The organism is Corynebacterium sp. Marseille-Q4381 (assembly GCF_036881695.1).
Taxonomy (GTDB): Bacteria; Actinomycetota; Actinomycetes; order Mycobacteriales; family Mycobacteriaceae; genus Corynebacterium.
Genome location: NZ_JBAJNR010000003.1, coordinates 118625 through 140308 on the forward strand (window position 1 = coordinate 118625; position 21684 = coordinate 140308).

Annotated in this window: 20 protein-coding genes; 5 read left to right on the forward strand and 15 right to left on the reverse strand. The window is 65.5% G+C overall.

What is annotated here, in order from left to right; all coding sequences use genetic code 11:
* Window positions 1-6: 6 nt before the first annotated feature.
* On the reverse strand, window positions 7-1086 hold the full coding sequence (mnmA, locus tag V6D40_RS03680; protein ID WP_334289011.1) for a tRNA 2-thiouridine(34) synthase MnmA: 1080 nt from the start codon (window positions 1084-1086) through the stop codon (window positions 7-9).
* A gap of 449 nt (window positions 1087-1535) precedes the next feature.
* Here mnmA and V6D40_RS03685 point away from each other — a divergent pair, with 449 nt between their 5' ends.
* From V6D40_RS03685 to V6D40_RS03695, 3 genes are all read left to right on the forward strand, one after another.
* Window positions 1536-3482 (forward strand): heavy metal translocating P-type ATPase, encoded by a 1947-nt coding sequence (locus V6D40_RS03685; protein WP_334289101.1) that lies wholly within the window; start codon window positions 1536-1538, stop codon window positions 3480-3482.
* Window positions 3483-3513: 31 nt separating this feature from the next.
* Window positions 3514-3801: a metal-sensitive transcriptional regulator gene (locus V6D40_RS03690; protein ID WP_334289012.1), complete on the forward strand. Its 288-nt coding sequence runs from the start codon at window positions 3514-3516 to the stop codon at window positions 3799-3801.
* A gap of 124 nt (window positions 3802-3925) precedes the next feature.
* Window positions 3926-4717, forward strand: coding sequence for a spermidine synthase (locus V6D40_RS03695; RefSeq protein ID WP_334289013.1), 792 nt, complete (start codon window positions 3926-3928; stop codon window positions 4715-4717).
* On the opposite strand, the gene V6D40_RS03700 is transcribed toward V6D40_RS03695, so the two are convergent.
* From V6D40_RS03700 to V6D40_RS03720, 5 genes are all read right to left on the reverse strand, one after another.
* A complete protein-coding gene (locus tag V6D40_RS03700) occupies window positions 4705-5766 on the reverse strand; it encodes a glycoside hydrolase family 25 protein (RefSeq protein ID WP_334289014.1) in 1062 nt (353 codons plus the stop codon). The genes V6D40_RS03695 and V6D40_RS03700 overlap by 13 nt on opposite strands.
* Window positions 5767-5845: 79 nt before the next feature.
* Window positions 5846-6982, reverse strand: a complete 1137-nt coding sequence (locus V6D40_RS03705; RefSeq protein WP_334289015.1) for a cysteine desulfurase family protein — start codon at window positions 6980-6982, stop codon at window positions 5846-5848.
* Between the two features lie 6 nt (window positions 6983-6988).
* Window positions 6989-8134 carry a THUMP-like domain-containing protein gene (locus V6D40_RS03710; protein WP_334289016.1) on the reverse strand — a complete coding sequence of 382 codons (1146 nt, stop codon included), beginning with the start codon at window positions 8132-8134 and terminating at the stop codon, window positions 6989-6991.
* Window positions 8131-8991: an NUDIX hydrolase gene (locus tag V6D40_RS03715; RefSeq protein ID WP_334289017.1), complete on the reverse strand. Its 861-nt coding sequence runs from the start codon at window positions 8989-8991 to the stop codon at window positions 8131-8133. The genes V6D40_RS03710 and V6D40_RS03715 overlap by 4 nt, the downstream gene beginning before the upstream one ends.
* A 21-nt stretch (window positions 8992-9012) precedes the next feature.
* Complete coding sequence (locus V6D40_RS03720) at window positions 9013-9855, reverse strand: ABC transporter ATP-binding protein (protein WP_334289018.1); 843 nt, start codon at window positions 9853-9855, stop codon at window positions 9013-9015.
* A gap of 158 nt (window positions 9856-10013) precedes the next feature.
* Here V6D40_RS03720 and V6D40_RS03725 point away from each other — a divergent pair, with 158 nt between their 5' ends.
* Window positions 10014-12038: a maltotransferase domain-containing protein gene (locus V6D40_RS03725; protein ID WP_334289019.1), complete on the forward strand. Its 2025-nt coding sequence runs from the start codon at window positions 10014-10016 to the stop codon at window positions 12036-12038.
* Window positions 12039-12061: 23 nt separating this feature from the next.
* On the forward strand, window positions 12062-14260 hold the full coding sequence (glgB, locus tag V6D40_RS03730; RefSeq protein WP_334289020.1) for a 1,4-alpha-glucan branching protein GlgB: 2199 nt from the start codon (window positions 12062-12064) through the stop codon (window positions 14258-14260).
* On the opposite strand, the gene V6D40_RS03735 is transcribed toward glgB, so the two are convergent.
* From V6D40_RS03735 to atpA, 9 genes are all read right to left on the reverse strand, one after another.
* Complete coding sequence (locus V6D40_RS03735) at window positions 14257-15144, reverse strand: co-chaperone YbbN (protein WP_334289021.1); 888 nt, start codon at window positions 15142-15144, stop codon at window positions 14257-14259. The two genes, glgB and V6D40_RS03735, sit on opposite strands and share 4 nt — an antisense overlap.
* Window positions 15145-15155: 11 nt before the next feature.
* Window positions 15156-15458: a thiamine-binding protein gene (locus V6D40_RS03740; protein WP_334289022.1), complete on the reverse strand. Its 303-nt coding sequence runs from the start codon at window positions 15456-15458 to the stop codon at window positions 15156-15158.
* 14 nt (window positions 15459-15472) lie between these two features.
* Window positions 15473-15760 (reverse strand): hypothetical protein, encoded by a 288-nt coding sequence (locus V6D40_RS03745; RefSeq protein WP_334289023.1) that lies wholly within the window; start codon window positions 15758-15760, stop codon window positions 15473-15475.
* A gap of 15 nt (window positions 15761-15775) precedes the next feature.
* Window positions 15776-16468 carry an endonuclease NucS gene (nucS, locus tag V6D40_RS03750; protein WP_334289024.1) on the reverse strand — a complete coding sequence of 231 codons (693 nt, stop codon included), beginning with the start codon at window positions 16466-16468 and terminating at the stop codon, window positions 15776-15778.
* Between the two features lie 15 nt (window positions 16469-16483).
* A complete protein-coding gene (locus tag V6D40_RS03755) occupies window positions 16484-16939 on the reverse strand; it encodes a DUF2550 domain-containing protein (protein ID WP_334289025.1) in 456 nt (151 codons plus the stop codon).
* Between the two features lie 142 nt (window positions 16940-17081).
* Complete coding sequence (locus tag V6D40_RS03760; RefSeq protein WP_334289026.1) at window positions 17082-17450, reverse strand: F0F1 ATP synthase subunit epsilon; 369 nt, start codon at window positions 17448-17450, stop codon at window positions 17082-17084.
* An 11-nt stretch (window positions 17451-17461) separates the two neighbouring features.
* Window positions 17462-18991, reverse strand: coding sequence for a F0F1 ATP synthase subunit beta (gene atpD, locus V6D40_RS03765; protein WP_334289027.1), 1530 nt, complete (start codon window positions 18989-18991; stop codon window positions 17462-17464).
* A 3-nt stretch (window positions 18992-18994) separates the two neighbouring features.
* Window positions 18995-19969, reverse strand: a complete 975-nt coding sequence (locus V6D40_RS03770) for a F0F1 ATP synthase subunit gamma (protein WP_334289028.1) — start codon at window positions 19967-19969, stop codon at window positions 18995-18997.
* A 47-nt stretch (window positions 19970-20016) separates the two neighbouring features.
* Window positions 20017-21684 carry a F0F1 ATP synthase subunit alpha gene (gene atpA, locus V6D40_RS03775; RefSeq protein ID WP_334289029.1) on the reverse strand — a complete coding sequence of 556 codons (1668 nt, stop codon included), beginning with the start codon at window positions 21682-21684 and terminating at the stop codon, window positions 20017-20019.

Consider the following 21684-nt stretch of genomic DNA (forward strand, 5'->3'; position numbering starts at 1 on the left):
GTCATGCTACGCGGTGGCGCAGATGGTGCCCGAGCCGAGCACAACGTCGCCGCGGCCGTCCGGATCCGGCAGGTAGAGCACGGCAGCCTGGCCGCGGGCCACGCCCTCCAGCGGTTCGTGGAGGGTGAGCGTCATGCGGTCGCCCTCGATCTCGGCGCGGCATGCCACGACCCCGCCGTGCGCGCGAATCTGCACGTTGGCCTCGAACTCGCCGGTCATCTTCGGGTGGAGCACCTTGAGGCGGTCAGCAGAAATCTCGTGGACCTTCAACGCTTCGCGCGGTCCCACAGTCACGGTGCCGGTCTGGGCGTCGACGTCGGTGACGTAACGCGGCTTGCCGTCGGCGGCGGGTACGCGGATGTTGAGGCCCTTGCGCTGGCCAATCGTGTACTGGAACGCGCCGTCGTGCGCTTTCAGCTCGTTACCCTCGGTGTCTTTGATCATCCCCGGGCGCATGCCGATGGAGCGGCCGAGGAAGGCCTGCGTATTGCCGTCAGGGATGAAGCAGATGTCGTAGGAATCCGGCTTGCTGGCGGTGGAAAACCCGTGCCGCGCAGCTTCCTCCCGGATCTGCGGCTTCTCCGTGTCGCCGACCGGGAAGATGCAGCGGTCTAGCTCGTCGCGGGTGAGCACACCGAGGACGTACGACTGGTCCTTCAGCGGGTCGGCGCTGCGGCGCAGGTTGCCGTCATCGTCGATGATGGCGTAGTGACCGGTTGCGATCGCGTCGAAACCGAGCGTCACCGCGCGGTCCAACAGCGCCGCAAACTTGATCTTTTCGTTGCAGCGCAGGCAGGGGTTGGGGGTCTCGCCGTGCTCGTACGACCACACGAAATCGTCGATGACTTCTTCCTTGAACTTGTCGGAGAAGTCCCACACATAAAACGGGATACCCAGTTTGTCGCAGACTCGGCGCGCGTCCGCCGAATCTTCCAGCGAGCAGCACCCGCGGGCGGACTCGCGGGTCTGCTGCGCGTCCTTGCTCAGCGCGAGGTGGACGCCGACGACGTCGTGTCCGGCCTCAACCAGGCGCGCGGCGGCGACGGAGGAGTCGACTCCCCCGCTCATGGCCGCTAGTACTCGCATGTCGCGGCAGTGTAGTCCCGTGAAGGCGAAAGGTGAAACGTCCGGCTGCACCGCAGCTGCTGACCGCAGCGAATCAACTGGCCTTCAAGGCTCTCCCCCCTAGACGGATACCCTCCTGGGGTATTATCGTAAGAAGCAACCTCGCTCCAATGAGGAGTGTTGATTTTCGGTGCCGCGACCCCGCCGCGGCCAAACCGATCAGAAACAGGAACTGGACCGGAAGAAAGGAACCCACTGTGAGCGACAAGCACACCCACTCCAGCGCCGGAACCGGTGAGCACGCCGGCCACCACGCCCACGCACAACGTCACGAGAGCAGTACCCACGAGGCCCATGCCGGTCACGGCAATGGCGGGCACACCGGCCACGGAGGACACGGAGGCCACGGAGACCACGGCCACACAGGTCATAGTGATCACGTCGGCCAGTTTCGCCGCCTCTTTTGGATCATGCTGCTTCTCGCGGTCCCGGTTGTCGGGTTCAACGCCACATTCGCCCACCTCATCGGTTACCAGCTGCCAGACGCAGAATGGGCCCGGTGGGTCTCACCGCTTCTCGGTACCGTGGTGTACTTCTGGGGAGGCTGGCCGTTCCTCACGGGCGCTGTCTCGGAGATCCGTTCCCGCAAACCTGGCATGATGCTGCTGATCTCACTGGCAATCACGGTCGCGTTCATCGCCTCCTGGGGTGCGTCGCTGCGCTTCCTAGATAGCGAGCTGGATTTCTGGTGGGAATTGGCGCTACTGGTGGTCATCATGCTGTTGGGGCACTGGATTGAAATGCGCTCCCTCGCCCAGACCACCTCGGCTCTGGACTCGCTCGCCGCACTTCTGCCCGACGAGGCCGAAAAGATCGACGGCGACGAAGTTGTAAAGGTCACCCCGGCGGATCTTGAGGTCGGCGATGTCGTAATCGTTCGGCCTGGAGCTTCCGTACCTGCCGACGGCACAATCGTCGACGGCAGCGCCAGCATGGACGAATCGATGGTCACTGGCGAGTCGAAAACGGTGCGCCGCGGTGAAGGCGAGCACGTGGTCGCTGGCACCATCGCGACAGACTCGGGCCTGCGCATCAAGGTCACAGCCACGGGTGGCGACACCGCGTTGGCCGGCATTCAAAAGCTCGTCACCGATGCGCAAGAATCGTCATCGCGGGCGCAGCGCCTCGCAGACAAGGCCGCCGCGTGGTTGTTCTGGTTCACCCTCGGCGCCGCCATTCTGACCGCCGTGGTCTGGACCGTCGTCGGCATGCCAAACGACGCCGTGGTGCGCACCATTACGGTGCTCGTCATCGCCTGCCCTCACGCCCTAGGCCTCGCAATCCCGCTGGTCGTCTCGATTGCGACTGAGCGCGCCGCCCGCGGCGGGGTGCTGATCAAGGATCGGCTCGCACTCGAATCCATGCGCACCGTCGACGCAGTACTGTTCGACAAGACCGGCACTCTCACCAAGGGCGAACCCACCGTCACCGCGATCGACACCGCCGGCGGGCGTGATAAAGAAGACGTGCTTGCCCTTGCGGCGGCCGCCGAGGCAGACAGCGAGCACCCGCTCGCACGCGCCATCACCGGGGCTGCTCAGGCCCGTGGCGTAGCCGTCCCGCAGGCAATCGACTTTTCTTCGTCCCCAGCAGTGGGCGTGAAGGCAACTGTTGACGGTGAGGTAATCGAGGTCGGCGGCCCCTACCTGCTTGAGCAGCATTCCGCCGAAGAGCTCCCCATTGCAGACGAGTGGCGAAAGGAGGGCGCGATCATTCTCCACGTCCTCGCCGACGGCGAAGTGATCGGAGCACTCCGGCTTGCCGACGAGATCCGTCCCGAGTCCCGCGACGCCGTCGACGCACTGCACTCTGCGGGCGCCCAGGTCGTCATGATCACCGGCGATGCGCAGGCCGTCGCGGACACCGTCGCCAAGGACCTGGGCATTGACCGGGTCTTCGCGGGTGTGCGTCCCGAGCACAAGGCCGCGAAAGTCAAGGAACTGCAAGGCGAGGGCCACAAGGTCGCCATGGTCGGCGACGGCGTCAACGACGCCCCCGCGCTGGCCCAGGCCGATGTCGGCATCGCGATCGGTGCCGGCACAGACGTGGCGATCGGCTCGGCGGGCGTCGTCCTGGCAAGCTCCGACCCGCGATCGGTGCTTTCGGTCATCGAGCTCTCCCGTGCGACCTACCGGAAGATGAAGCAGAACCTGTGGTGGGCGGCCGGCTACAACCTGCTGTCCGTTCCGCTGGCTGCCGGTATCCTCGCCCCAATCGGGTTCGTGATGCCGATGAGCGTCGGCGCAATCCTGATGTCGGCCTCGACCGTCGTCGTCGCCCTCAATGCGCAGCTGCTCCGCCGCCTCGACCTCACCCCACAGAGCAGCACCGACCGTATGCTCAACCGATCCAAGTGACCCGACACCGCTCACACCACTCAGGAGGCCCATGATGAACGACCACGGCTACATCAGCGAGAAAGACCGTTACCTCGCTCGGCTCAAACGTATCGAGGGGCAGACCCGCGGTATTCACCGCATGATCGACGAAAACGCCTACTGCATTGACATCCTCACCCAGATCAGTGCGGTTAACGCGGCGCTGAAGGGCGTAGCACTGGGTTTGCTGGATGATCATTTGAGGCACTGCGTTGCCGGTGCGATCAGCGATGGACAAGACGCTGACGCCAAAATCAAAGAGGCGTCCGACGCTATTGCGCGACTAGTGAAATCCTAGGGGCACCTGTCGCAGCAATTCGGATTCCCCCCCTTCTGCGCCCGGAAACACGAGGAGCGACTGGGCGGCCTCTGCGGCCTACCCTGCGCAGTGCCGACGCCCGCCTCGAGTACCCTCACCAGCCATGGTCGCAAAAAGCGAGTTTTACGAGATCGACACCGGCGTCGCCGAGGTGCTGCGCGAGCCCGACGGTTCCATGGTGCTGCTCGTCAACGGCGTGCCCAGCTCACACATCGTGCCCGACGATCCGACGCGGTTGGACTTCGAGTACATGCGGTGGATCGCCGACTTTCTGGATGAAGCCTACCCCGATGAGGCGAAAGCGAAGTCGCGGTTGACGCACCTCGGGGGCGCGGCGTGCACGCTGCCGCGGTATTTCGCCCACCAGTGGCCCGGGTCGAGAAGCACCGTGGTGGAGATCGACTCGGAGCTGGCGATGCTTGCGCGCGAGCTGTTTCACGTGCCGCGCGCACCGGCTGTGAAGATCCGGGTTGGCGACGCCCGCGAGGTCGCCGACGGCTTCAAGCCAGCCACGCGCGACGTGATGATCCGGGACGTGTTCTCGTCGGCGACGACTCCGCGCAGTCTGACGACGGTGGAGTTTTATGGACGGGTGAGGGCGTCGTTAAGCGAGCTCGGCTTGTATGTGGCGAACTGCGGCGCGCACGCGGACCTGAAGGAGGCAAAAGAAGAGCTCGCGGGGATGTGCGAGGTGTGGCCACACGTCGCAGCGATCGCGGACCCGCCGATGCTGAAAGGCCGCCGTTACGGCAACATCGTGCTCATCGGTTCGAACCGGCCCCTTGAGGCGAGCCCGGAGCTGACCCGCAACCTACTCATGGGGGCGGTGCCGGCGCAGTTCAAGGACGAGGCGTGGTGCCGCGCGCTTGCGACCACACCGCGCTACGACGCGTAGCGCGAGGCGTTGTCGAGGAGGATCAACAGGTCGCCTACTTGGTACTTGCCGCCGAGCATCTTCGCAAGATCCTGCAGGGGTAGCTGGTCGTTGTCCGCCAGCTGCTGGACTAAGTTGGCGATGTTGCGCGCGTCGTTGATGTTGAACCCGGCGCGGTCAGCCGCCTTGGTCAGCTCAGCCACGCCGAGCGCACCGCCAGCCAGCGCCAAGATAGCCAGGACAAGCTTGGTGTTGTCCTGCTCAAGCACCTTCAGCTCGCCGGACTCGGGGACTTGGAAGGTTTCGAGCACGCCGCCGCCCGCGCTCAGGTTGCCCGCGGTGAACTGGTTGAACTGGCCCATGGTGCCGTTGTAGAGGTTCATGTCCACTGGGGTGGCGATGCCGGGGATGCGCCCGGATTCGCTGCGCTGCCAGAACGTGAGCTTGTCCCATCCGCCGACGGGGCGTGGCGGCTGGTTCTGGTACGCGGCCAGCCACAGCGGGTAGTCCGTGAACGCGTTGGTGTTGTTCATGTGCTCGTACCAGAAGTAGCGGTAGGTGTAGAGCATCGGGCGCTTGCCGGTGAGGCGCTCAGTCTCGGTGAGAAAGATCTTGGTCCACGCCGCGAGTTGAAGCGGGGTTTTGCCCTCGGCGACCTCGAGGTCCAGCACGGGCGGCAGGGTCAACGCCGGGCCATTGTTGACCACCGACGCGAAGTAGCGGGCTTGGGTCAGCGGGTCCTCGGCGGGGCGAGCGTAGTGGTAGGCGCCGACGCTCATGCCGGCGTTCGCGGCCTCGCGCGCGTCTTCGTCGTAGAAGACGTTCTTCCAGCCCTCGCCCTCACTGGCTTTAATGAAGGCGAACTGCTGCAGACCGGGCCCCGACACCGTCTTCCAGTCGATGGTGCGGCCGCCCGGTCGTTGGTGGCCAGCGACGTCGACGCCGGAGACGAGCCCGGGCAGCGGCAACGCGTCCGCCGGCGCCGCGGGGGCGGCAACGGTCAGTGTGAGCGCGAGCGCTGGTGCCACCAAGGCGGCCAGGACTGAACGGGGCCTGCGGAAGACATGCATGGCGAAAACTCTAACTCACGCGCACCCCACCAACACCGCCTGACACGCCAGCCCCCGCCGCCACATTGATTCACATGCGTCACATGGCGCCGGCGGCGCGGGCTTTCTCCACAACCTCCGGGAGCACGGCGAGGAATGCGCGCACGTCGTCGTCGGTGGTTGTGCGGCCGAGGGTGACGCGCAGCGCCCCCATCGCCTCGTGGTCGGTGTACCCCATCACCTCCAGAACGTGGCTGATGCGCACCACACCGCTGGCGCAGGCCGAGCCGGCTGAGGCCTCGAAGCCCTGCTGGTCGAGCAGCATGACCATCGCGTCGGCGTTCGCGCCGGGGAACATGAAGTGGGCGTGGCCGTCCAGCGCGGGCTGCTGGGTGGTGACGATGACGTCGTCGATGGCGGCGCGCACACCGTGAACGAGGTTGCTTCTCAGCGCGCTCACACGAGCGTTCACCTTCTCCATCTCAGCGACGGCCTCTGCAAGCGCTGCAGCGGTCGCCGCGGCGGCCGCTACGTCCACTGTGCCGGAGCGGATGCCCCGCTCTTGGCCGCCGCCGACGATGAGCGGCTGCGGTGCCGGGGAGCGCTTGGCCAACAGCAGGCCGGCACCGCGGGGGCCGCCGAACTTGTGGGCGCTGGCAGCCAGCGTGGTAGCGCCGAGCGCGTGGAAGTCGACCGGGATCTTGCCCACCACCTGCACGGCGTCGACGTGGAAGGGTGTGCCGGCGGCCGCGGCGCGCTGCGCGGCCTCTTTCACCGGCTGCACCGCACCCGTCTCGTTGTTCGCCCACATCAGCGAGGCAACCGCGGCAGGGGCGTCGAGCGGGGTCAATTCCTGGACGTGCCCGTCACGCCCGACCTCGAGCCAATCGACCTCGGCGCCGTCCTGGTGAACAAGTGCGTTCACCGCCTCGGTCACCGCCGGGTGCTCGACGGTGGAAGTCACAACGCGGGCAGGACGCCCAGCAGCAACGGAGGCGCGGAAGAGCCCGCGCACAGCGATGTTGTCTGCCTCGGTGCCCGATCCAGTGAACACCACCTCGACCGGGTCCGCGCCCAGAAGCGCTGCGATCTGCTCCCGGGCCTCCTGCAGCACGGCGTTGGCGCGGCGGCCGGAGGAGTACTGGCTGCCAGGATTTACTGCGGCCGCATGCTCGGCCCAGGCATCCACAGCGCACTGGCGCATCGGGGTGGTGGCGGCGTGATCAAGGTAGGTCATAGCCCCCTATTCTAACGCTTGGCGGGGGCCGCAAATGTGGGCGACGGCGGCGTCGCCGATGCGCGCGATGACCACCGTCATCGGGAGCGTGCCCTTCAGCTTCAGCTTGGCGCGTAGCTGGTCGGGGTCGACGTTGACGCCGCGCACGAGGATCTCCGCGCTGCCCGCGCCGCGCGCCGTAAGCGCTGCCTTCAACTTCTTCAGCGGCACTGCCTCGTAGAACTCGAACCCGGTGTAGCCCTGTGGGATCGTCGCCCCCGTGCAAAACGCGATGTGCTCGTCGAGCATGGTCAGGCCGTGGCGCGTCGCCCAGTGGTTCACCAGCCCGGCGCGCACCACCGCCCCGTCGGGTTCGACGATGAAGCGCCCGGGCGGGCCCGCCGGCGCGGTGTCGGGCTCGTCGGAGGTAGCGCGTTCTTGAAAACTGTCGCGAAGCACCACCGCCTCGCGGCCGCGCCCGAAGCCCGGGGTGTACAGGCACGCCTCTTTCACCCCGCCGTCGACGGAGACGACGCTGACGAGGCCGTCCCACCCTGAGTAGTCGATGCCCGGCGCGCATTTGACGGCCAGTTCTCGGCCGCGGTGAGCTGCGACAAGGTCTGGCAGCGGTGGCAAAAGCTTTGCGGGGTCGGTGATGCGGCGCCCGCCTGAGCGCCGGGCCGGGTCGGCGACCACTGCGCCGACCGCCGAGGAGGTGACCGGGGTTAAGGCGTCGGCCTGGGTCAGCCACGCGCCGGGGCCCAAGTTGTGGCGCGCCATGGCGAGGCGGGGCATGTCTATGTCGGAGCCCAGCCACTGCAGGCCGAGAGTCGAAAACGCAGGCGCCTCGGACCCGATGGAGCAGGTGACGTCGTGGACGAGGTCGACCCCGGCAGCGGCGATGCGGTGAGCGCGCACATCGGCGACAGCGCGGGGCGTGGCTTGTTGGGCGGCGTCGGCGTCGGTAAGCCAATGCTCGGGGAACTTGCCCGCGCTCGCGCGCCGCGCGACAACGAGCACGCTGACCGCGCGGGCATAGTCGCCAAACTCGCGCTCGAGCACCGCGCGGTCGGCGAACACCGTTTTCTTAGCAAGCGCCAGCGAAGGTGAGACCGCGGCGATGCGCTCGGCGTTCGCCGCGAGAAACTCCACCTCGGCGAGGGTGTAGCTCACTGTGGCCTCCCGATGCGCTCTTTCGGGCGGCGGTGGAAGAACTCTTCTAGCCGCTCGTCGTCGACTGGGTCGCCGTAGATGGGCACGATCGCGCGCCCCTCGGCTGCACGAAGCGCCTCATCCACGGTGTCGAAGCGGGACAGCTCCACCAGGTGCAGCCAGGTTGCGGGGGCGAAGCGCACAAGACCAGCGCGCCACCCGTCGATCAACAGGCCGGGCGGGAACCAGTTCGCGTCGTCGGCCTCGCCCGTGTCGCCGTCGGGCTCCTGCCCAGTTGGCGTGGCAGCTAGGAAGGAAAAGGTGTCGAACCAGTTGCCGCGCTCAGACTGCCCCACCCAGCGCGAGTAGGGCTTGAGCAGATCGGCGCACACCAGCAAGTCGTTGTCTTGGAGTACGTCGGTCAAGGACAACTGGTGGGATTCGAGGGCGAGGCGGTGGGAGTGGAACACGGAGGCGTCGTCAAGCAGCGTGCCCTTTTGATCCACCGCGAGGAAGATGCCCGACTCCTCAAACAACTCCCTGACGGCGGCGAACAGCAAGGCGTGCGCCTTGTACTTGGTCAGCCCGAGCTGGCGGGCGAGCGAGATCGCAGAGCGGCCGGTCCACAAGTCGCCGTCGTCCCAGGAACGGCCCGGGAAGTCGCGCGTGTCCACGCCGCCACCGGGGAACACCGTCACTCCGGGGTAGTTGAGCATGCTCAGCACGCGCTCCTGCATCCACACCTCGAGACCGTTCGTGCCGTCGCGCATGAGCACCACGGTCGCGGCGAGCCTGGCGCCGCTGAAGCCTGTGGTCTCGGAGACGTCGATGGCGTCGCCGGCGTCCGCCGATACGGCGCCTGTCGTGCGCGACTTCACCTCACCCCTCCTCACCTGCTGCTACTTGGCCCGGTGGGCTCCCCCGCGCTTCTTCCGCGCGCGGCGCGCGAAGTAGCGGCCGTCGTCGTAGGTGACCTCGATGGGCTGGTGGTAGGCCTTGGTGACGTTCTCGGAAGTCAACACGTCCTCAATCAGGCCCTGCGCGACCACCTCGCCCTCATCCAGCAGCATGGCGTGGGTGAAGCCGTACGGGATCTCCTCTAAGTGGTGGGTGATCATAACAATCGCCGGCGCGTCCGGGTCGAGCGCCAACTCGCCCAGGTAGGTGATCAGGTCCTCGCGGCCGCCGAGGTCCATGCCGGCAGCTGGCTCATCCAGAATCAGCAGCTCAGGGTTGGTCATCACGGCGCGGGCGACCATGACGCGCTTGCGCTCGCCGTCGGACAATGTCGCCCACGTCCGGTCGATCAGGTGCATCGCGCCGACTTGCTCAAGCACGTCGATGGCCTGCTCGTAGTCCATCTCGTCGTACTCCTCGCGCCAGCGCCCCATGATGGCGTAACCGGCGGAGACCACCAGGTCGCCCACCTTCTCAGATCCCGGCACGCGCTGGGCCAGCGCAGACGAGGTCAGCCCGATTGCGGAGCGCAGGTCGCGCATGTCGGTCTTGCCCACCTGCTCCCCCAGCACAAACGCGGTGCCGGAGGTGGGGAACTCCTGCGCTGCGGCCATGCGGATCAGCGTGGTCTTGCCGGCGCCGTTGGGGCCGACGATCACCCAGCGCTCGTCGAGCTCCACCTGCCAGTTCACAGGGCCCACGAGCGTGTTGCCGCCGCGGACGAAGGAGACGTCGCGGAAATCAATGAGCAGGTCTGGGTCTGTCATCTCGTTCACCTTTCCCATTGTGGACTATTTCGCGCGCCAAGTGGGGCGCGACGTGACCAACGCGCTACGAATTCACCATGTCGCAAGCACGGGCCTTGGCTACGCTGGGCATGAACGTGGGACACCTATCCCCCACACCCGCCACACCTTTTCAAGCGCGAGAGGACGCAGAATCAATGGTTGCACGCTTCGGCATCGACGACGTCAGGCCCCAAGTCTCCGGGCGCACACTGCCCGCGAAGGCCGTGGTGGGTGAGGTCGTGCCCGTCTCCGCCCTGGTGTGGCGGGAGGGCCACGACGCCATCGGCGCAACACTGACCCTTTCCTCCCCTTCCGGCGAGGAGATCCTGGTGCCGATGCAGCAGGAGGTCTACCGCCCCGATTACGTCCACGCCATTTTCGCGCCCGAGGAGCAGGGCCTGTGGCGCTTCCGCGTCGACGCGTGGAGCGACGTCATGGCCACCTGGCGCAACGCCGTGTCGAAAAAGCTCGCCGCAGGCCAGACGGAAGCTGAGATGGCCAACGACATCGCGCACGGCATCCAGCTGTTCACCGAGGCCGCGCAGCAGGTCCCGGCGACCCACAGGCAGCAGGTGGAGCGCGCTGGAGCACTGCTTGCCGACGCCGCGCTGCCCCTGCCCACCCGCATCGACGCCTGCCTTGACCCCGTAGTCACCGACATCCTCACCCACCACCCGCTGCGCGAGCTCATTTCGCACGGACCGATCTGCGACATTCTCGTCGAGCGCCGCGCCGCGCTGGTGAACTCCTGGTACGAACTGTTCCCCCGCTCCACCGGCGGCGTGGACGACAACGGCGAGCCGGTCCACGGCACGTGGGCGACGACCGCGAAGGCGCTCGACCGCGTCGCGGCCATGGGATTCGACACCGTCTACTTCCCCCCGATCCACCCCATCGGCGAGGTGAACCGCAAGGGGCGCAACAACACCCTGACGCCGGAGGCCACCGACGTGGGCTCGCCGTGGGCGATCGGCTCTTCCGCCGGCGGCCACGACGCGTTCCACCCCTCGCTCGGCGGTGAGGACGAGTTCCTCGACATGATGGACCACGCCGACGAGCTCGGCCTTGAGATCGCGCTCGACTTCGCACTCCAGGCCGCCCCCGACCACCCTTGGGCAGCCGCGCACCCGGATTTCTTCACCGTGCTCGCCGACGGCACCATCGCCTACGCCGAGAACCCGCCGAAGAAGTACCAGGACATCTACCCGATCAACTTCGACAACACCCCGGACGCCGTCTACGACGAGATCTACCGCGTGATCATGTACTGGGTGGATCTGGGCATCACCACGTTCCGCGTGGATAACCCGCACACCAAACCGGTCAACTTCTGGCACTGGCTAATTTCCAAGGTCCACGAGACCGACCCGGACGTGATCTTCCTCGCCGAGGCGTTCACCCGCCCGCCGCGCATGTACGGCCTGTCTAAGGCCGGCTTCAGCCAGTCCTACACCCACTTCACCTGGAAGACCACGAAGGAGGAGCTCACCGATTTTGCGCAGCTGCTTGTCGACGTCGCCGATATCTCCCGCCCCAACCTCTTCGTCAACACCCCGGACATCCTGCACGAGTTTCTTCAGAAGGGCGGCCCCGCGGCGTTCGCGCTGCGCGCGGCGCTCGCCGCGACGCTGAGCCCCTTGTGGGGCGTCTACTCCGGCTACGAGCTCTACGAGCACGAGCCGGTGGCAGAGGGCAGCGAGGAGTACCTCGATTCCGAGAAGTACCAGCTGCGCCCGCGCGACTTCGATGCCGCGCTTGCCCGCGGAGAGTCGCTGGAGCCGTATCTGACGCTGCTCAACCGCATCCGCCGCGAAAACCCGGCGCTGCAGCAGCTGCGCAACATCCACTTCCACGACATTGGCAACGACAAGCTCATCGCCTACTCCAAGGTCGACGCTGTGACCGGCAACGCCGTGCTCGTGGTGGTGAACCTGGACCCGTACTACACCCAGGACGGCATGCTGCACCTAAACGTCGCCGAACTGGGGTTGAACCCGGGCGAGTCGTTCGAGGTGCACGATCTTGTCACCGGCGAGCGTTACACCTGGGGCGCGGACAACTACGTCCGCCTCGCCCCGCAGGTCAACGTCGCGCACATTTTTCAGCTTCCGGATGTCTCCCCGGAGCGTCGTCAAGCACTTGCTTTCCGGCGCATCTCCGATCACGACTACCGCCCATAGAACCTAAAGGACCCGACATTTCCATGACTTCGCCAGATCCCTCTTACCTGATCCCGGAGGCCGACCGGGCCCGCTTGACCCAATGCAAGCACCACGCGCCGCACGATTTCTACGGCTGGCACCCGGCCGCCGGCGGCTCCGTGGTCCGCACCCGCCAGCTGGGCGCGGAAAGCGTTGCCCTGCTCGTACACGGCGACGAGGTAGCGATGCAGCCGATCGGCGACGACATCTGGGTCGCAGGCCTCGACGACGACGCAGCCTCTGATTACCGCCTGAAGATCACCTACCCGGGCGCGGAGCCGCACGTGGTCGCCGACCCGTACAACTTCCTGCCCACGCTTGGCGAGTTCGACCTCCACCTGATCTCCGAGGGCCGCCACGAGCGCCTCTGGGAGGTCTTAGGCGCCAACGAGCACAAGTACACCACTGCGCTCGGCGAGGTCGCCGGCACCTCCTTCGCAGTCTGGGCACCAAACGCGCAGGGCGTTGCCGTCGTCGGCGAGTTCTGCGGGTGGAACCCGAACCAGTACCCGATGCGCTCCCTCGGCGCCTCCGGCGTGTGGGAGATCTTCATCCCGGGCCTTGGCGCCGGCACCCAGTACAAGTTTGCCGTCCAAACCGCTTCCGGCGAGCGCGTGGACAAGGCCGACCCGCTGGCCAAACAGACCCTGTGCCCGCCGGAGACCGTCTCCGTGGTCGCCGGCGCCTCGACGTACGAGTGGGGCGACGAGGACTGGATGCGCGAGCGGGTTGGCATCGACGCGGCGAACGCGCCGATGAGCGTCTACGAGTGCCACATCGGCTCGTGGAAGGAGGGCTCCAACTACGCCACGATGCGCGAAGAGCTGGTCCCCTACCTGGTGGAAAACGGGTTCACCCACGTGGAGTTCCTCCCGGTTGCCGAGCACCCCTTCGGCGGGTCCTGGGGCTACCAGATCTCCGGCTACTACGCACCGACCGCGCGCTGGGGCACCCCAGACGATTTCCGGGCGCTGGTCGATGCCCTCCACGCCAGCGGCATCGGCGTGATCGTCGACTGGGTGCCGGCCCACTTCCCCAAAGACGCGTGGGCGCTGGCTCGTTTCGACGGCACCGCGCTCTACGAGCACCCCGATTGGCGCCGCGGCGAGCAGAAGGACTGGGGCACCTACGTCTTCGACTTCGGCCGCAACGAGGTGCGCAACTTCCTCGTCGCCAACGCGCTGTACTGGTTCGAGGAGTTCCACTTGGACGGCCTGCGCGTCGACGCGGTGGCCTCCATGCTCTACCTCGACTACTCCCGCGAGCCCGGTGAGTGGCTGCCCAACCAGTACGGTGGGCGCGAGCACTGGGATGCCGTCCAGTTCCTCCAGGAGATGAACGCCACCGTCCAGCGCACCCACCCCGGTGTGGTCACGATCGCTGAGGAGTCCACCGCGTGGCCGGGCGTGACCGCCCAGACCGAAGCCGACGGCCTCGGGTTCAACCTAAAGTGGAACATGGGCTGGATGAACGACACGCTGGAGTACTTCTCCCTCGACCCGATCCACCGCTCCTACCACCACAACGAGATCACGTTCTCGCTGGTGTACGCGTTCAGCGAAAAGTACGTGCTGCCGTTTAGCCACGACGAGGTCGTGCACGGCAAGGGATCGCTCTGGGAGCGCATGCCCGGCAACGACTGGAACAAGGCGGCAGGCCTTCGCGCCCTCTACGGCTACATGTTCTCCCACCCAGGCAAGCAGCTGATGTTCATGGGGTGCGAGTGGGGCCAGACCACCGAGTGGGACGAGGCGCACTCGATCAACTGGGACAACGTCGGCGAGGGTTGGGGCCACGAGTACCACCACGGCATCCGCCGCCTCGTGCGCGACCTGAATTTCGTCTACCGCGACACCGCGGCGCTGTACTCCCAAGACAACTCGCCGATGGGCTTCCAGTGGCTGAAGGGCGACGACGCGGAGCACAACCTGCTCGCCTACGTCCGCTGGGGCGCGGACGCCACGCCGCTTTTGGCAGTGGTCAACCTCTCCGGCGCCACCTTGCAGGATTATCGCCTCGGTGCGCCCGAGGCCGGCGAATGGGAGCTGGTCATCAACACCGACCAGGCCATCTATGGCGGCGCCGGCAACGAGATCGCGCAGTCGGTTGCCACGGAATCGACAGCGTGGGACAACTTCGAGCAGTCCCTCTCACTGACGGTGCCGGCACTTAGCGTGCAGTGGTACCAGCTGCGCCGCTAAAACAGCGCGCTGGCGAGCTGGGTCCGCGCGGCGATCACGCGCGGATCCGACGGCTCGAAGAGCTCGAAGAGCTCCAGAAGGCGTGCCTTTGCTTCGGGGTGGGCCTTCACGAGCGGGATGAGGCGGGAGAACGCGGCCTCAGGGTCACCTGCGACGACCTCGGCGTCGGCGGCGTCGAGTTGCTTCTCCACGTCGTCTGGATCCGCCTGAGCCTCCGCGATCGGGTCGGTGGTCCGATTATTCGGGTCAAGCCGCTTCAGCACGGTGACGGTGTTCTTGGCTTGGGTGATTTGGGGATCGTTGGGGGCGTCGGAAAGCATGGCGTCAAAGACCGCTACTGCCGCATCGAAGTTGCCTGCCGCAAACTCTTGCTCCGCCTGCTCCCAACGGGGATCTTCCGGCGCGTCAGCCTCCTCGGCAGGGGCCTCATCACCGAGTCCCTCGAGCTGCGGGCCGATGTTGGTCACCAGCGCCTCGAGCCACTGGCTGAGCTGGTCGCGCGGCTGATCGCCCTCGAAATTGGTGACAGGGCGCCCCGCTGCAAGCGCGATCACCGTCGGCAACGCGCGCACGCCAAGTGCCTGCGCCATCTGCGGGTGCGCGTCCGCGTCGAGGTACGCGACCTGAAATCCCCGCTGCCCGGCAGCAAGCTCTGTAAGAGTCTCCTTGAGCCGGGTCGATTCACCTGAACGGGCGGTGCCGATCATGAGCACCACTGGGATCTGCGCGGAGCGCTCGAACGCCTTGGCCTCGATGTCGTGCTCAGAGACCTCAATAAACGGCTCGAACTGACCGCTAGCGAGTTCTCGACGCGCTTCCGCCTGCTGCGCCAACGCGCCCAAGTCGACTGCCCCGCCTGTGAACGATTGGTTGAACTGTGCCATGGTGGCGCTCCTTACTTGTCAAAGTGCTTCTCTAGCGATGCCATTTTCTGGTGCAGCATGTCAGTATGGCCTGGCCGGATGTCCGCCTTAATCACAAGCGAGACCCGAGGAGAAACGGCCTCTACTGCCTCGGTGGCACGCTTGATCACGTCCATCACCTCGTCCCACTCGCCCTCAACGGTAGTAAACATCGACGTTGTCTCGTGCGGAAGACCAGACTCGCGGACCACGCGCACGGCACGCGAGACCGCCTCCGACATCTCCGCGTTGGGGTTGTTGGTGACAACCGGTGCCACCGAAAACGCTGCAATCATGCCGCCCAGCCTACTCACCGGCGCTGCCAGCAGTGCTTGTGCCAATGGCGCCGGTCGTCCACGCCGCGGCCGGAATCCTTCGGCCACGCAACCACGTGCGCGACACCGGGCGGAATGTTCTGGTTACAACCTGGGCAGATGTAGAACTTGGCGGCAGCTCCAGACCCGATCTGGCGGACGCAGAACACCTCGCCGTTGGTCCAGCTGGGCCCCTCCATTTCTTGGGTACCGATGAACGTTGAGCCGTCGCGCGGCAGGATGTAGGCGGGCCGCGGTGTGGTGCGGCGGTTTTTCCGTGGCATGTCCCAAATGTTTCTTTAGAAGAGTCGCAGTTCGTTGGATTCGATGCCGCGCAGCTCACCGTAGTCCAGGGTGACGCAGCGAAAACCCCGGTCCTCTGCCAGCGTGCGCGCCTGCGGCTTAATCTCTTGGGCGGCGAAGACACCCGCGACCGGGTGCAGCAGCTCGTCACGGTTGAGCAGCTCCACGTAGCGGGTGAGTTGCTCGACACCGTCGATGCCGCCGCGGCGCTTCACCTCCACAGCCACCGTCGCACCCGTCGCGTCGCGGGCGAGAATGTCGACGGGACCAATTGCCGTCGGGTACTCGCGGCGAATCAGGGTGTAGCCCGTGCCGAGCGTGGTGATGTGCTCGGCCAGAAGCTCTTGCAGGTGGGCCTCGACGCCGTCTTTGACCAAGCCGGGATCGGTGCCGAGGTCGTGGCTTTCGTCGGCAAGCACCTGCTCCACCGTGATCCGCAACTGCTCGCCCTTCGGGTTCTCCACGATCCAGACCTGCTCGCCTGTGTCCTCCCCCTCGAGGTCGACCACTGATTCCTCGCGCATGGTGCACGGCGGCGTCATCCAGTTGAGCGGTTTATAGGCCCGGTCGTCTGCGTGAATGGAGACCGAGCCGTCGGCTTTGATCAGGATCAGACGCGTCGCTAGCGGCAGGTGGGCGTCCAACCTGCCAACGTAATCAACGGAACAGCGGGCAATAACGAGACGCATGAGTAGCGATTGTACTTACTGGCCCCGCTGAGCCCGCTCGGCGAGCTCGTTCATGTCCGCGCGCTGGGTGCGGGAATCCGGCGCAGACTCCACCCACGAAATCAGCGCCATCTCGGCGCGGCGGTCCCCCGCAAACTCAAAATCACCCTGCGGCCCAGTGAGCAGCAGCACGCCTTCAACGCCGGGCATAAACCCCTGCTCCTCCTCAGTGAGCTCGCGGATGCCGTTGAAGGTGACTTGGCGCCTATCCAGCGAATAGTCGTAGTTGAACGACAAGGAGCGCAGCTTGTAAAACCGCGCCTCCTCCCCCGCGTAGCGCAGCACACCGTGACGCCAGCCGTGAGCACCGTCTGCGGGCAGCATCCGGATGATGCCTTGCACGCCTGAGTTGCGGACATTGGTGAAGCGCCACCCCCCGGCGATGGCAACCAGTGTGGCGACGAGCAGCAGGAGACACAGAACGATTTCCACCCGCACCACTCCTCTCAATGACACCCGCTAGCTCTAGAGCCGTTTCTATTCATCCTAGTCCGCAAACCCGCGGGATAAAAGGCAAAACACCCTCCTGGCGAACAGTCACCAGGAGGGTGTTTTCGAAAGTGAAGAGCGCCGTCTACCTACCGGCGCGGCGAACCGCGGCGAGCTCGGCCTGCGAGCGCGCCTGCGTGGTCGTGTCTTCGTCGGTCAGGCCGGTCTCGGCTGCGGCCGAGTCAACCTCGTCGGCGAAGATTGCGTAATCGGCCAACACCGTGACGCGATCGCCTTGCACGGAGAAGAACCCACCCTGCACAGCTGCGACGAGGCGGTCCCCGTCCACTGGCTTGATGGTCACGACCCCGTTGTCGCGCAACTGCGCCAGCAGCGGCTCGTGACCGGGCAGGATGCCGATCTCACCTTCGGTGGTCTGGGCAGTGACGATGTTTGCCTGGCCCTGCCAGAGCAGTCGGTCAACCGAGACCAGTTGAGCGGTAAGTTCAGCCATCGTTTACCCCTTTACGCTTCCTGCAGCTTCTTGTACGCGGCCTCGACATCGTCGAGACCACCAAGGTTGCTGAAGGCCTGCTCCGGGTAGTGGTCGAACTCGCCGCTAGCCAGCTTGTCGAACGCGTCGATGGTCTCCTCCAGCGGCACGTACGAGCCCTCGTCGCCGGTGAACTTCTTCGCAACGAAGAAGTTCTGGCCGAGGAAACGCTGGATCTTACGCGCGCGCTGCACGGTGATCTTGTCTTCCTCGCTTAGCTCGTCCATACCAAGGATGGCGATGATGTCCTGCAGCTCCTTGTTCTTCTGCAGAATACCGATCACCTTCTGAGCAACCGCGTAGTGGCGCTCGCCGACGATGCCCGGCTCAAGGATGCGCGAGGTCGAGGTCAGCGGGTCCACAGCCGGGTAGATACCCTTCGAGGCGATGGAACGGGACAGCTCGGTGGTCGCGTCGAGGTGGGCGAAGGTGGTCGCCGGAGCCGGGTCGGTGTAGTCGTCCGCCGGCACGTAGACGGCCTGCAGCGAGGTAATCGAACGGCCCTTGGTCGAGGTAATGCGCTCCTGGAGCACACCCATCTCGTCCGCCAGCGTCGGCTGGTAACCCACGGCGGAAGGCATGCGACCCAGAAGGGTCGACACCTCGGAACCGGCCTGGGTGAAACGGAAGATGTTGTCGATGAACAGCAGCACGTCCTGGTTCTGCACATCGCGGAAGTACTCCGCCATGGTCAGGCCGGACAGGGCCACGCGCATACGAACCCCTGGCGGCTCATCCATCTGGCCGAAGACAAGCGCGGTATCAGGCAGCACGCCCATGTCCTCCATCTCGAGGAACAGGTCGGTGCCCTCACGGGTGCGCTCGCCCACGCCGGCGAAGACGGAGGTACCGGAGAACTCACGCGCGATACGGGTGATCATCTCCTGGATGAGGACGGTCTTGCCCACACCAGCACCACCGAACAGGCCGATCTTGCCGCCCTTCACGTACGGGGTGAGCAGGTCGATGACCTTAATGCCGGTCTCGAGGATCTCGGTCTTACCCTCGAGGTCCTTGAACGCCGGTGGCTCGCGGTGGATCGACCACCGCTCACCATCCTGGCCGACCGATGGGTCGTCCAAGCACTGGCCGAGCGCGTTGAACACGTGGCCCTTGACCTGGTCGCCGACCGGCACCGAGATTGGGTTACCGGAGTCCTTCACCTGCGCGCCGCGGACGAGGCCGTCGGTCGGCGCCATGGCGATGGTGCGCACGAGGTTGTCGCCCAGGAACTGGGCAACCTCGAGGATGATGTCGCGGGACATGCTCTCGAGGTCGATGTGGACCTCGAGAGCGTTGTAGAGCGCGGGCAGCTCGCCGCGTGGGAACTCCACGTCGACGACGGCGCCGATGACGCGCACGACTCGGCCGTTCTCAGAACCGCGCGGGTTCTGAGTGTTCTCGACACGACCTTCGGTGCGAGCCTCAGCCGCGGGCTCAGCCTGCAACGCGGCCTCGCCCGGCGTCTCGTCGCGCTCATCAAAGTTGAGAGCAGTAGTCATGATTTAGTCACTTTCCTCACTACCGGACAGCGCGCCGGCGCCGCCGATAATCTCGGTGATTTCCTGGGTGATTTTTGCCTGGCGGGCCTGGTTCGCCTCACGAGAGAGGTTGTTGGCCAGCTCGGTGGCGTTATCGGTCGCGTTCTTCATGGCGGTACGACGAGACGCAGATTCGGCGGCCGACGCCTCCAAGAAGATGGAGTACAGCGAGCGCGACACGTACACGGGCAGCAGCTCATCCATGAGCGTATCCGGGTCCGGCTCGAACTCCATGTCCGGAGCCACGCCGTCGGCGGGCGCCAGCATGCTCTCGTTCTCGTACTTGAACTCTTCAAGCACGGGCTCGATCGGCAGAAGCTGGTGGACGCGTGCCTCCTGCGTCAGCATCGAGACAAACTCCGTGTACACGACGTGCACCTGGTCGAAGCCGCGGACGGCCTCGCCCTCGGTTGCGTTGACGCCCTCGCGCCACGCGGTGGTGCCTTCGGAGCCAGCCAAGAAGCCGTCGACGACGAAACGGCGGACGTCGTGGGTTCCGTCCCAAGACGGCTTCTGGGACCAACCGGTCCAAGCGCCAGCGACATCCATACCGCGGAACTTGTAGTGCGACACACCCTTGTTGCCTGTGACGAGGCGAACAACCTCGTAGCCTGCGTCGGTGAGCATGCGCTCAAGCTCTGCGGCTTTCTTCAGCACGTTGTGGTTGTAGCCGCCGGCCATACCGCGGTCAGAAGTGACCACGAGGATTGCTGCGACCCGACCGTTCTCACGCTCGTGGAGCATGGGGTGGTCGAGGGAACTCGCAGCCGCGAGGCGTTCCATGACGTTCTTCAGCTCGTCGGCGTACGGTTTCGCCGCCTCGACGCGCTGCTGGGCCTTGGTGATCTGCGAGGTCGCGATCAGTTCCTGGGCCTTGGTGATCTTCTTCGTGGAGTTGACGGACCTAATTCGGTCGCGCCATTCGCGAAGCGTTGCCATGGTATTTCCTCCCTTCCTTTATGTAGTAGTCCTCGAGCACGTGCGTGCTACTTGGAGCGGCTGACGTTGAGCTTGTTCTTCGAAACCTGCGAGGGGTCCAGCGGCTGGGCCTCCGGCTCGCGCACAATGCGCTCGCCGGCAGAGGTCTGGAAGGTGCGGGCGAACTGCTCGTTAACGCGCAGGATAGCCTCCTGGGAAGCCTCGTCGAGGGCGTTGCCCCCGGCGATCTGCTCGTAGACCTCCGGCGCGGTTGCGCGGATCTGGTCCTGCAGCTCGAACTCGTAGCGGCGGACGTCTTCAACCGGAACGACATCGAAGACACCCTGGTTCGCGGCCCAGATCGAAACGATCTGGAACTCAACAGGCTGCGGTGAGTTCTCGGACTGCTTCAGCAGCTCAACGAGACGCTGGCCACGCTCGAGCTGCTTCTTCGAAGCTGCGTCGAGGTCGGAAGCGAACGCCGCGAAGGACTCGAGGTCGCGGTAGGCGGCGAGGTCGAGACGCAGGTTACCTGCGACCTTCTTCATGCCCTTGGTCTGTGCGGCACCACCCACGCGGGACACGGAAATACCCACGTCGATAGCCGGGCGCACGCCCTGGTTGAAGAGGTCGGATTGCAGGAAGACCTGGCCGTCCGTAATGGAAATGACGTTGGTCGGAATGAACGCGCCCACGTCGTTCGCCTTGGTCTCGATGATCGGCAGAGCCGTCAGGGAGCCAGCGCCAAGGTCGTCGTTGAGCTTGGCCGCGCGCTCCAGCAGGCGGGAGTGCAGGTAGAAAACGTCGCCCGGGTATGCCTCGCGGCCCGGCGGACGGCGGAGCAGCAGCGAAATCGCGCGGTACGCCTCAGCCTGCTTGGTCAGATCATCGTAAATAACCAGGACGTGCTTGCCCTGGTACATCCAGTGCTGGCCGAGCGCCGCACCGGTGAACGGCGCGAGCCACTTGAAGCCTGCGGAGTCGGAGGCCGGAGCTGCCACGATGGTGGTGTACTCCAGAGCACCTGCGTCTTCCAGGGTCTGGCGCACACCGGCGATGGTGGAGCCCTTCTGGCCGACTGCAACGTAGATGCAGCGGACCTGCTTGGACGGGTCGCCGGTCTCCCAGAACGCCTTCTGGTTCAGGATTGTGTCGATGCAGACCGCGGTCTTACCGGTCTTGCGGTCACCAATGATCAGCTGGCGCTGGCCGCGGCCGATCGGGGTCATGGCGTCAATCGCCTTCAGACCGGTCTGCATGGGCTCCTCGACCGGCTGGCGGTCAAGCACACCTGCGGCCTGAAGCTCGAGGGCGCGCTCTTCGTTCGCCTCGATCGGGCCGAGGCCGTCGATCGGCTGGCCCAGGGGGTTAATTACGCGGCCGAGGAAGTTCTCGCCGACCGGTACGGACAGGACCTCGCCGGTCCTCTTGACATTGTCGCCTTCTTGAAGGGTCTCGAAGTTACCCAGAACCACGACACCAATCTTGTCGGTCTCAAGGTTCTGCGCGACGCCGATGACGCCATTTGGGAACTCGAGCAGCTCGTTCGTCATGCAACCTGGCAGCCCGGAAACCTGGGCAATACCATCTGCAGCCGAAGTCACCACGCCGACCTCCTCACGGGAGGCCTCCGCGGAGTAGCTCGAGGTGTAGTTCGCTATCGCGCTACGGATCTCATCGGAGGAGATCGTCAGCTCCGCCATGTTCTTCCTGCTCTCGGTAGTTTCTTCCAGCAT

Excerpts from the sequence above, each read along its gene's own strand:
- mnmA (WP_334289011.1), bottom strand. The coding sequence starts at position 1,086 with ATGCGAGTACTAGCGGCCATGAGCGGGGGAGTCGACTCCTCCGTCGCC.
- V6D40_RS03685 (WP_334289101.1), top strand. The coding sequence starts at position 1,536 with ATGCTGCTTCTCGCGGTCCCGGTTGTCGGGTTCAACGCCACATTCGCC.
- V6D40_RS03690 (WP_334289012.1), top strand. The coding sequence starts at position 3,514 with ATGATGAACGACCACGGCTACATCAGCGAGAAAGACCGTTACCTCGCT.
- V6D40_RS03695 (WP_334289013.1), top strand. The coding sequence starts at position 3,926 with ATGGTCGCAAAAAGCGAGTTTTACGAGATCGACACCGGCGTCGCCGAG.
- V6D40_RS03700 (WP_334289014.1), bottom strand. The coding sequence starts at position 5,766 with ATGCATGTCTTCCGCAGGCCCCGTTCAGTCCTGGCCGCCTTGGTGGCA.
- V6D40_RS03705 (WP_334289015.1), bottom strand. The coding sequence starts at position 6,982 with ATGACCTACCTTGATCACGCCGCCACCACCCCGATGCGCCAGTGCGCT.
- V6D40_RS03720 (WP_334289018.1), bottom strand. The coding sequence starts at position 9,855 with ATGGGAAAGGTGAACGAGATGACAGACCCAGACCTGCTCATTGATTTC.
- V6D40_RS03725 (WP_334289019.1), top strand. The coding sequence starts at position 10,014 with ATGGTTGCACGCTTCGGCATCGACGACGTCAGGCCCCAAGTCTCCGGG.
- glgB (WP_334289020.1), top strand. The coding sequence starts at position 12,062 with ATGACTTCGCCAGATCCCTCTTACCTGATCCCGGAGGCCGACCGGGCC.
- V6D40_RS03735 (WP_334289021.1), bottom strand. The coding sequence starts at position 15,144 with ATGGCACAGTTCAACCAATCGTTCACAGGCGGGGCAGTCGACTTGGGC.
- V6D40_RS03740 (WP_334289022.1), bottom strand. The coding sequence starts at position 15,458 with ATGATTGCAGCGTTTTCGGTGGCACCGGTTGTCACCAACAACCCCAAC.
- V6D40_RS03745 (WP_334289023.1), bottom strand. The coding sequence starts at position 15,760 with ATGCCACGGAAAAACCGCCGCACCACACCGCGGCCCGCCTACATCCTG.
- nucS (WP_334289024.1), bottom strand. The coding sequence starts at position 16,468 with ATGCGTCTCGTTATTGCCCGCTGTTCCGTTGATTACGTTGGCAGGTTG.
- V6D40_RS03760 (WP_334289026.1), bottom strand. The coding sequence starts at position 17,450 with ATGGCTGAACTTACCGCTCAACTGGTCTCGGTTGACCGACTGCTCTGG.
- atpD (WP_334289027.1), bottom strand. The coding sequence starts at position 18,991 with ATGACTACTGCTCTCAACTTTGATGAGCGCGACGAGACGCCGGGCGAG.
- V6D40_RS03770 (WP_334289028.1), bottom strand. The coding sequence starts at position 19,969 with ATGGCAACGCTTCGCGAATGGCGCGACCGAATTAGGTCCGTCAACTCC.
- atpA (WP_334289029.1), bottom strand. The coding sequence starts at position 21,684 with ATGCTGGAAGAAACTACCGAGAGCAGGAAGAACATGGCGGAGCTGACG.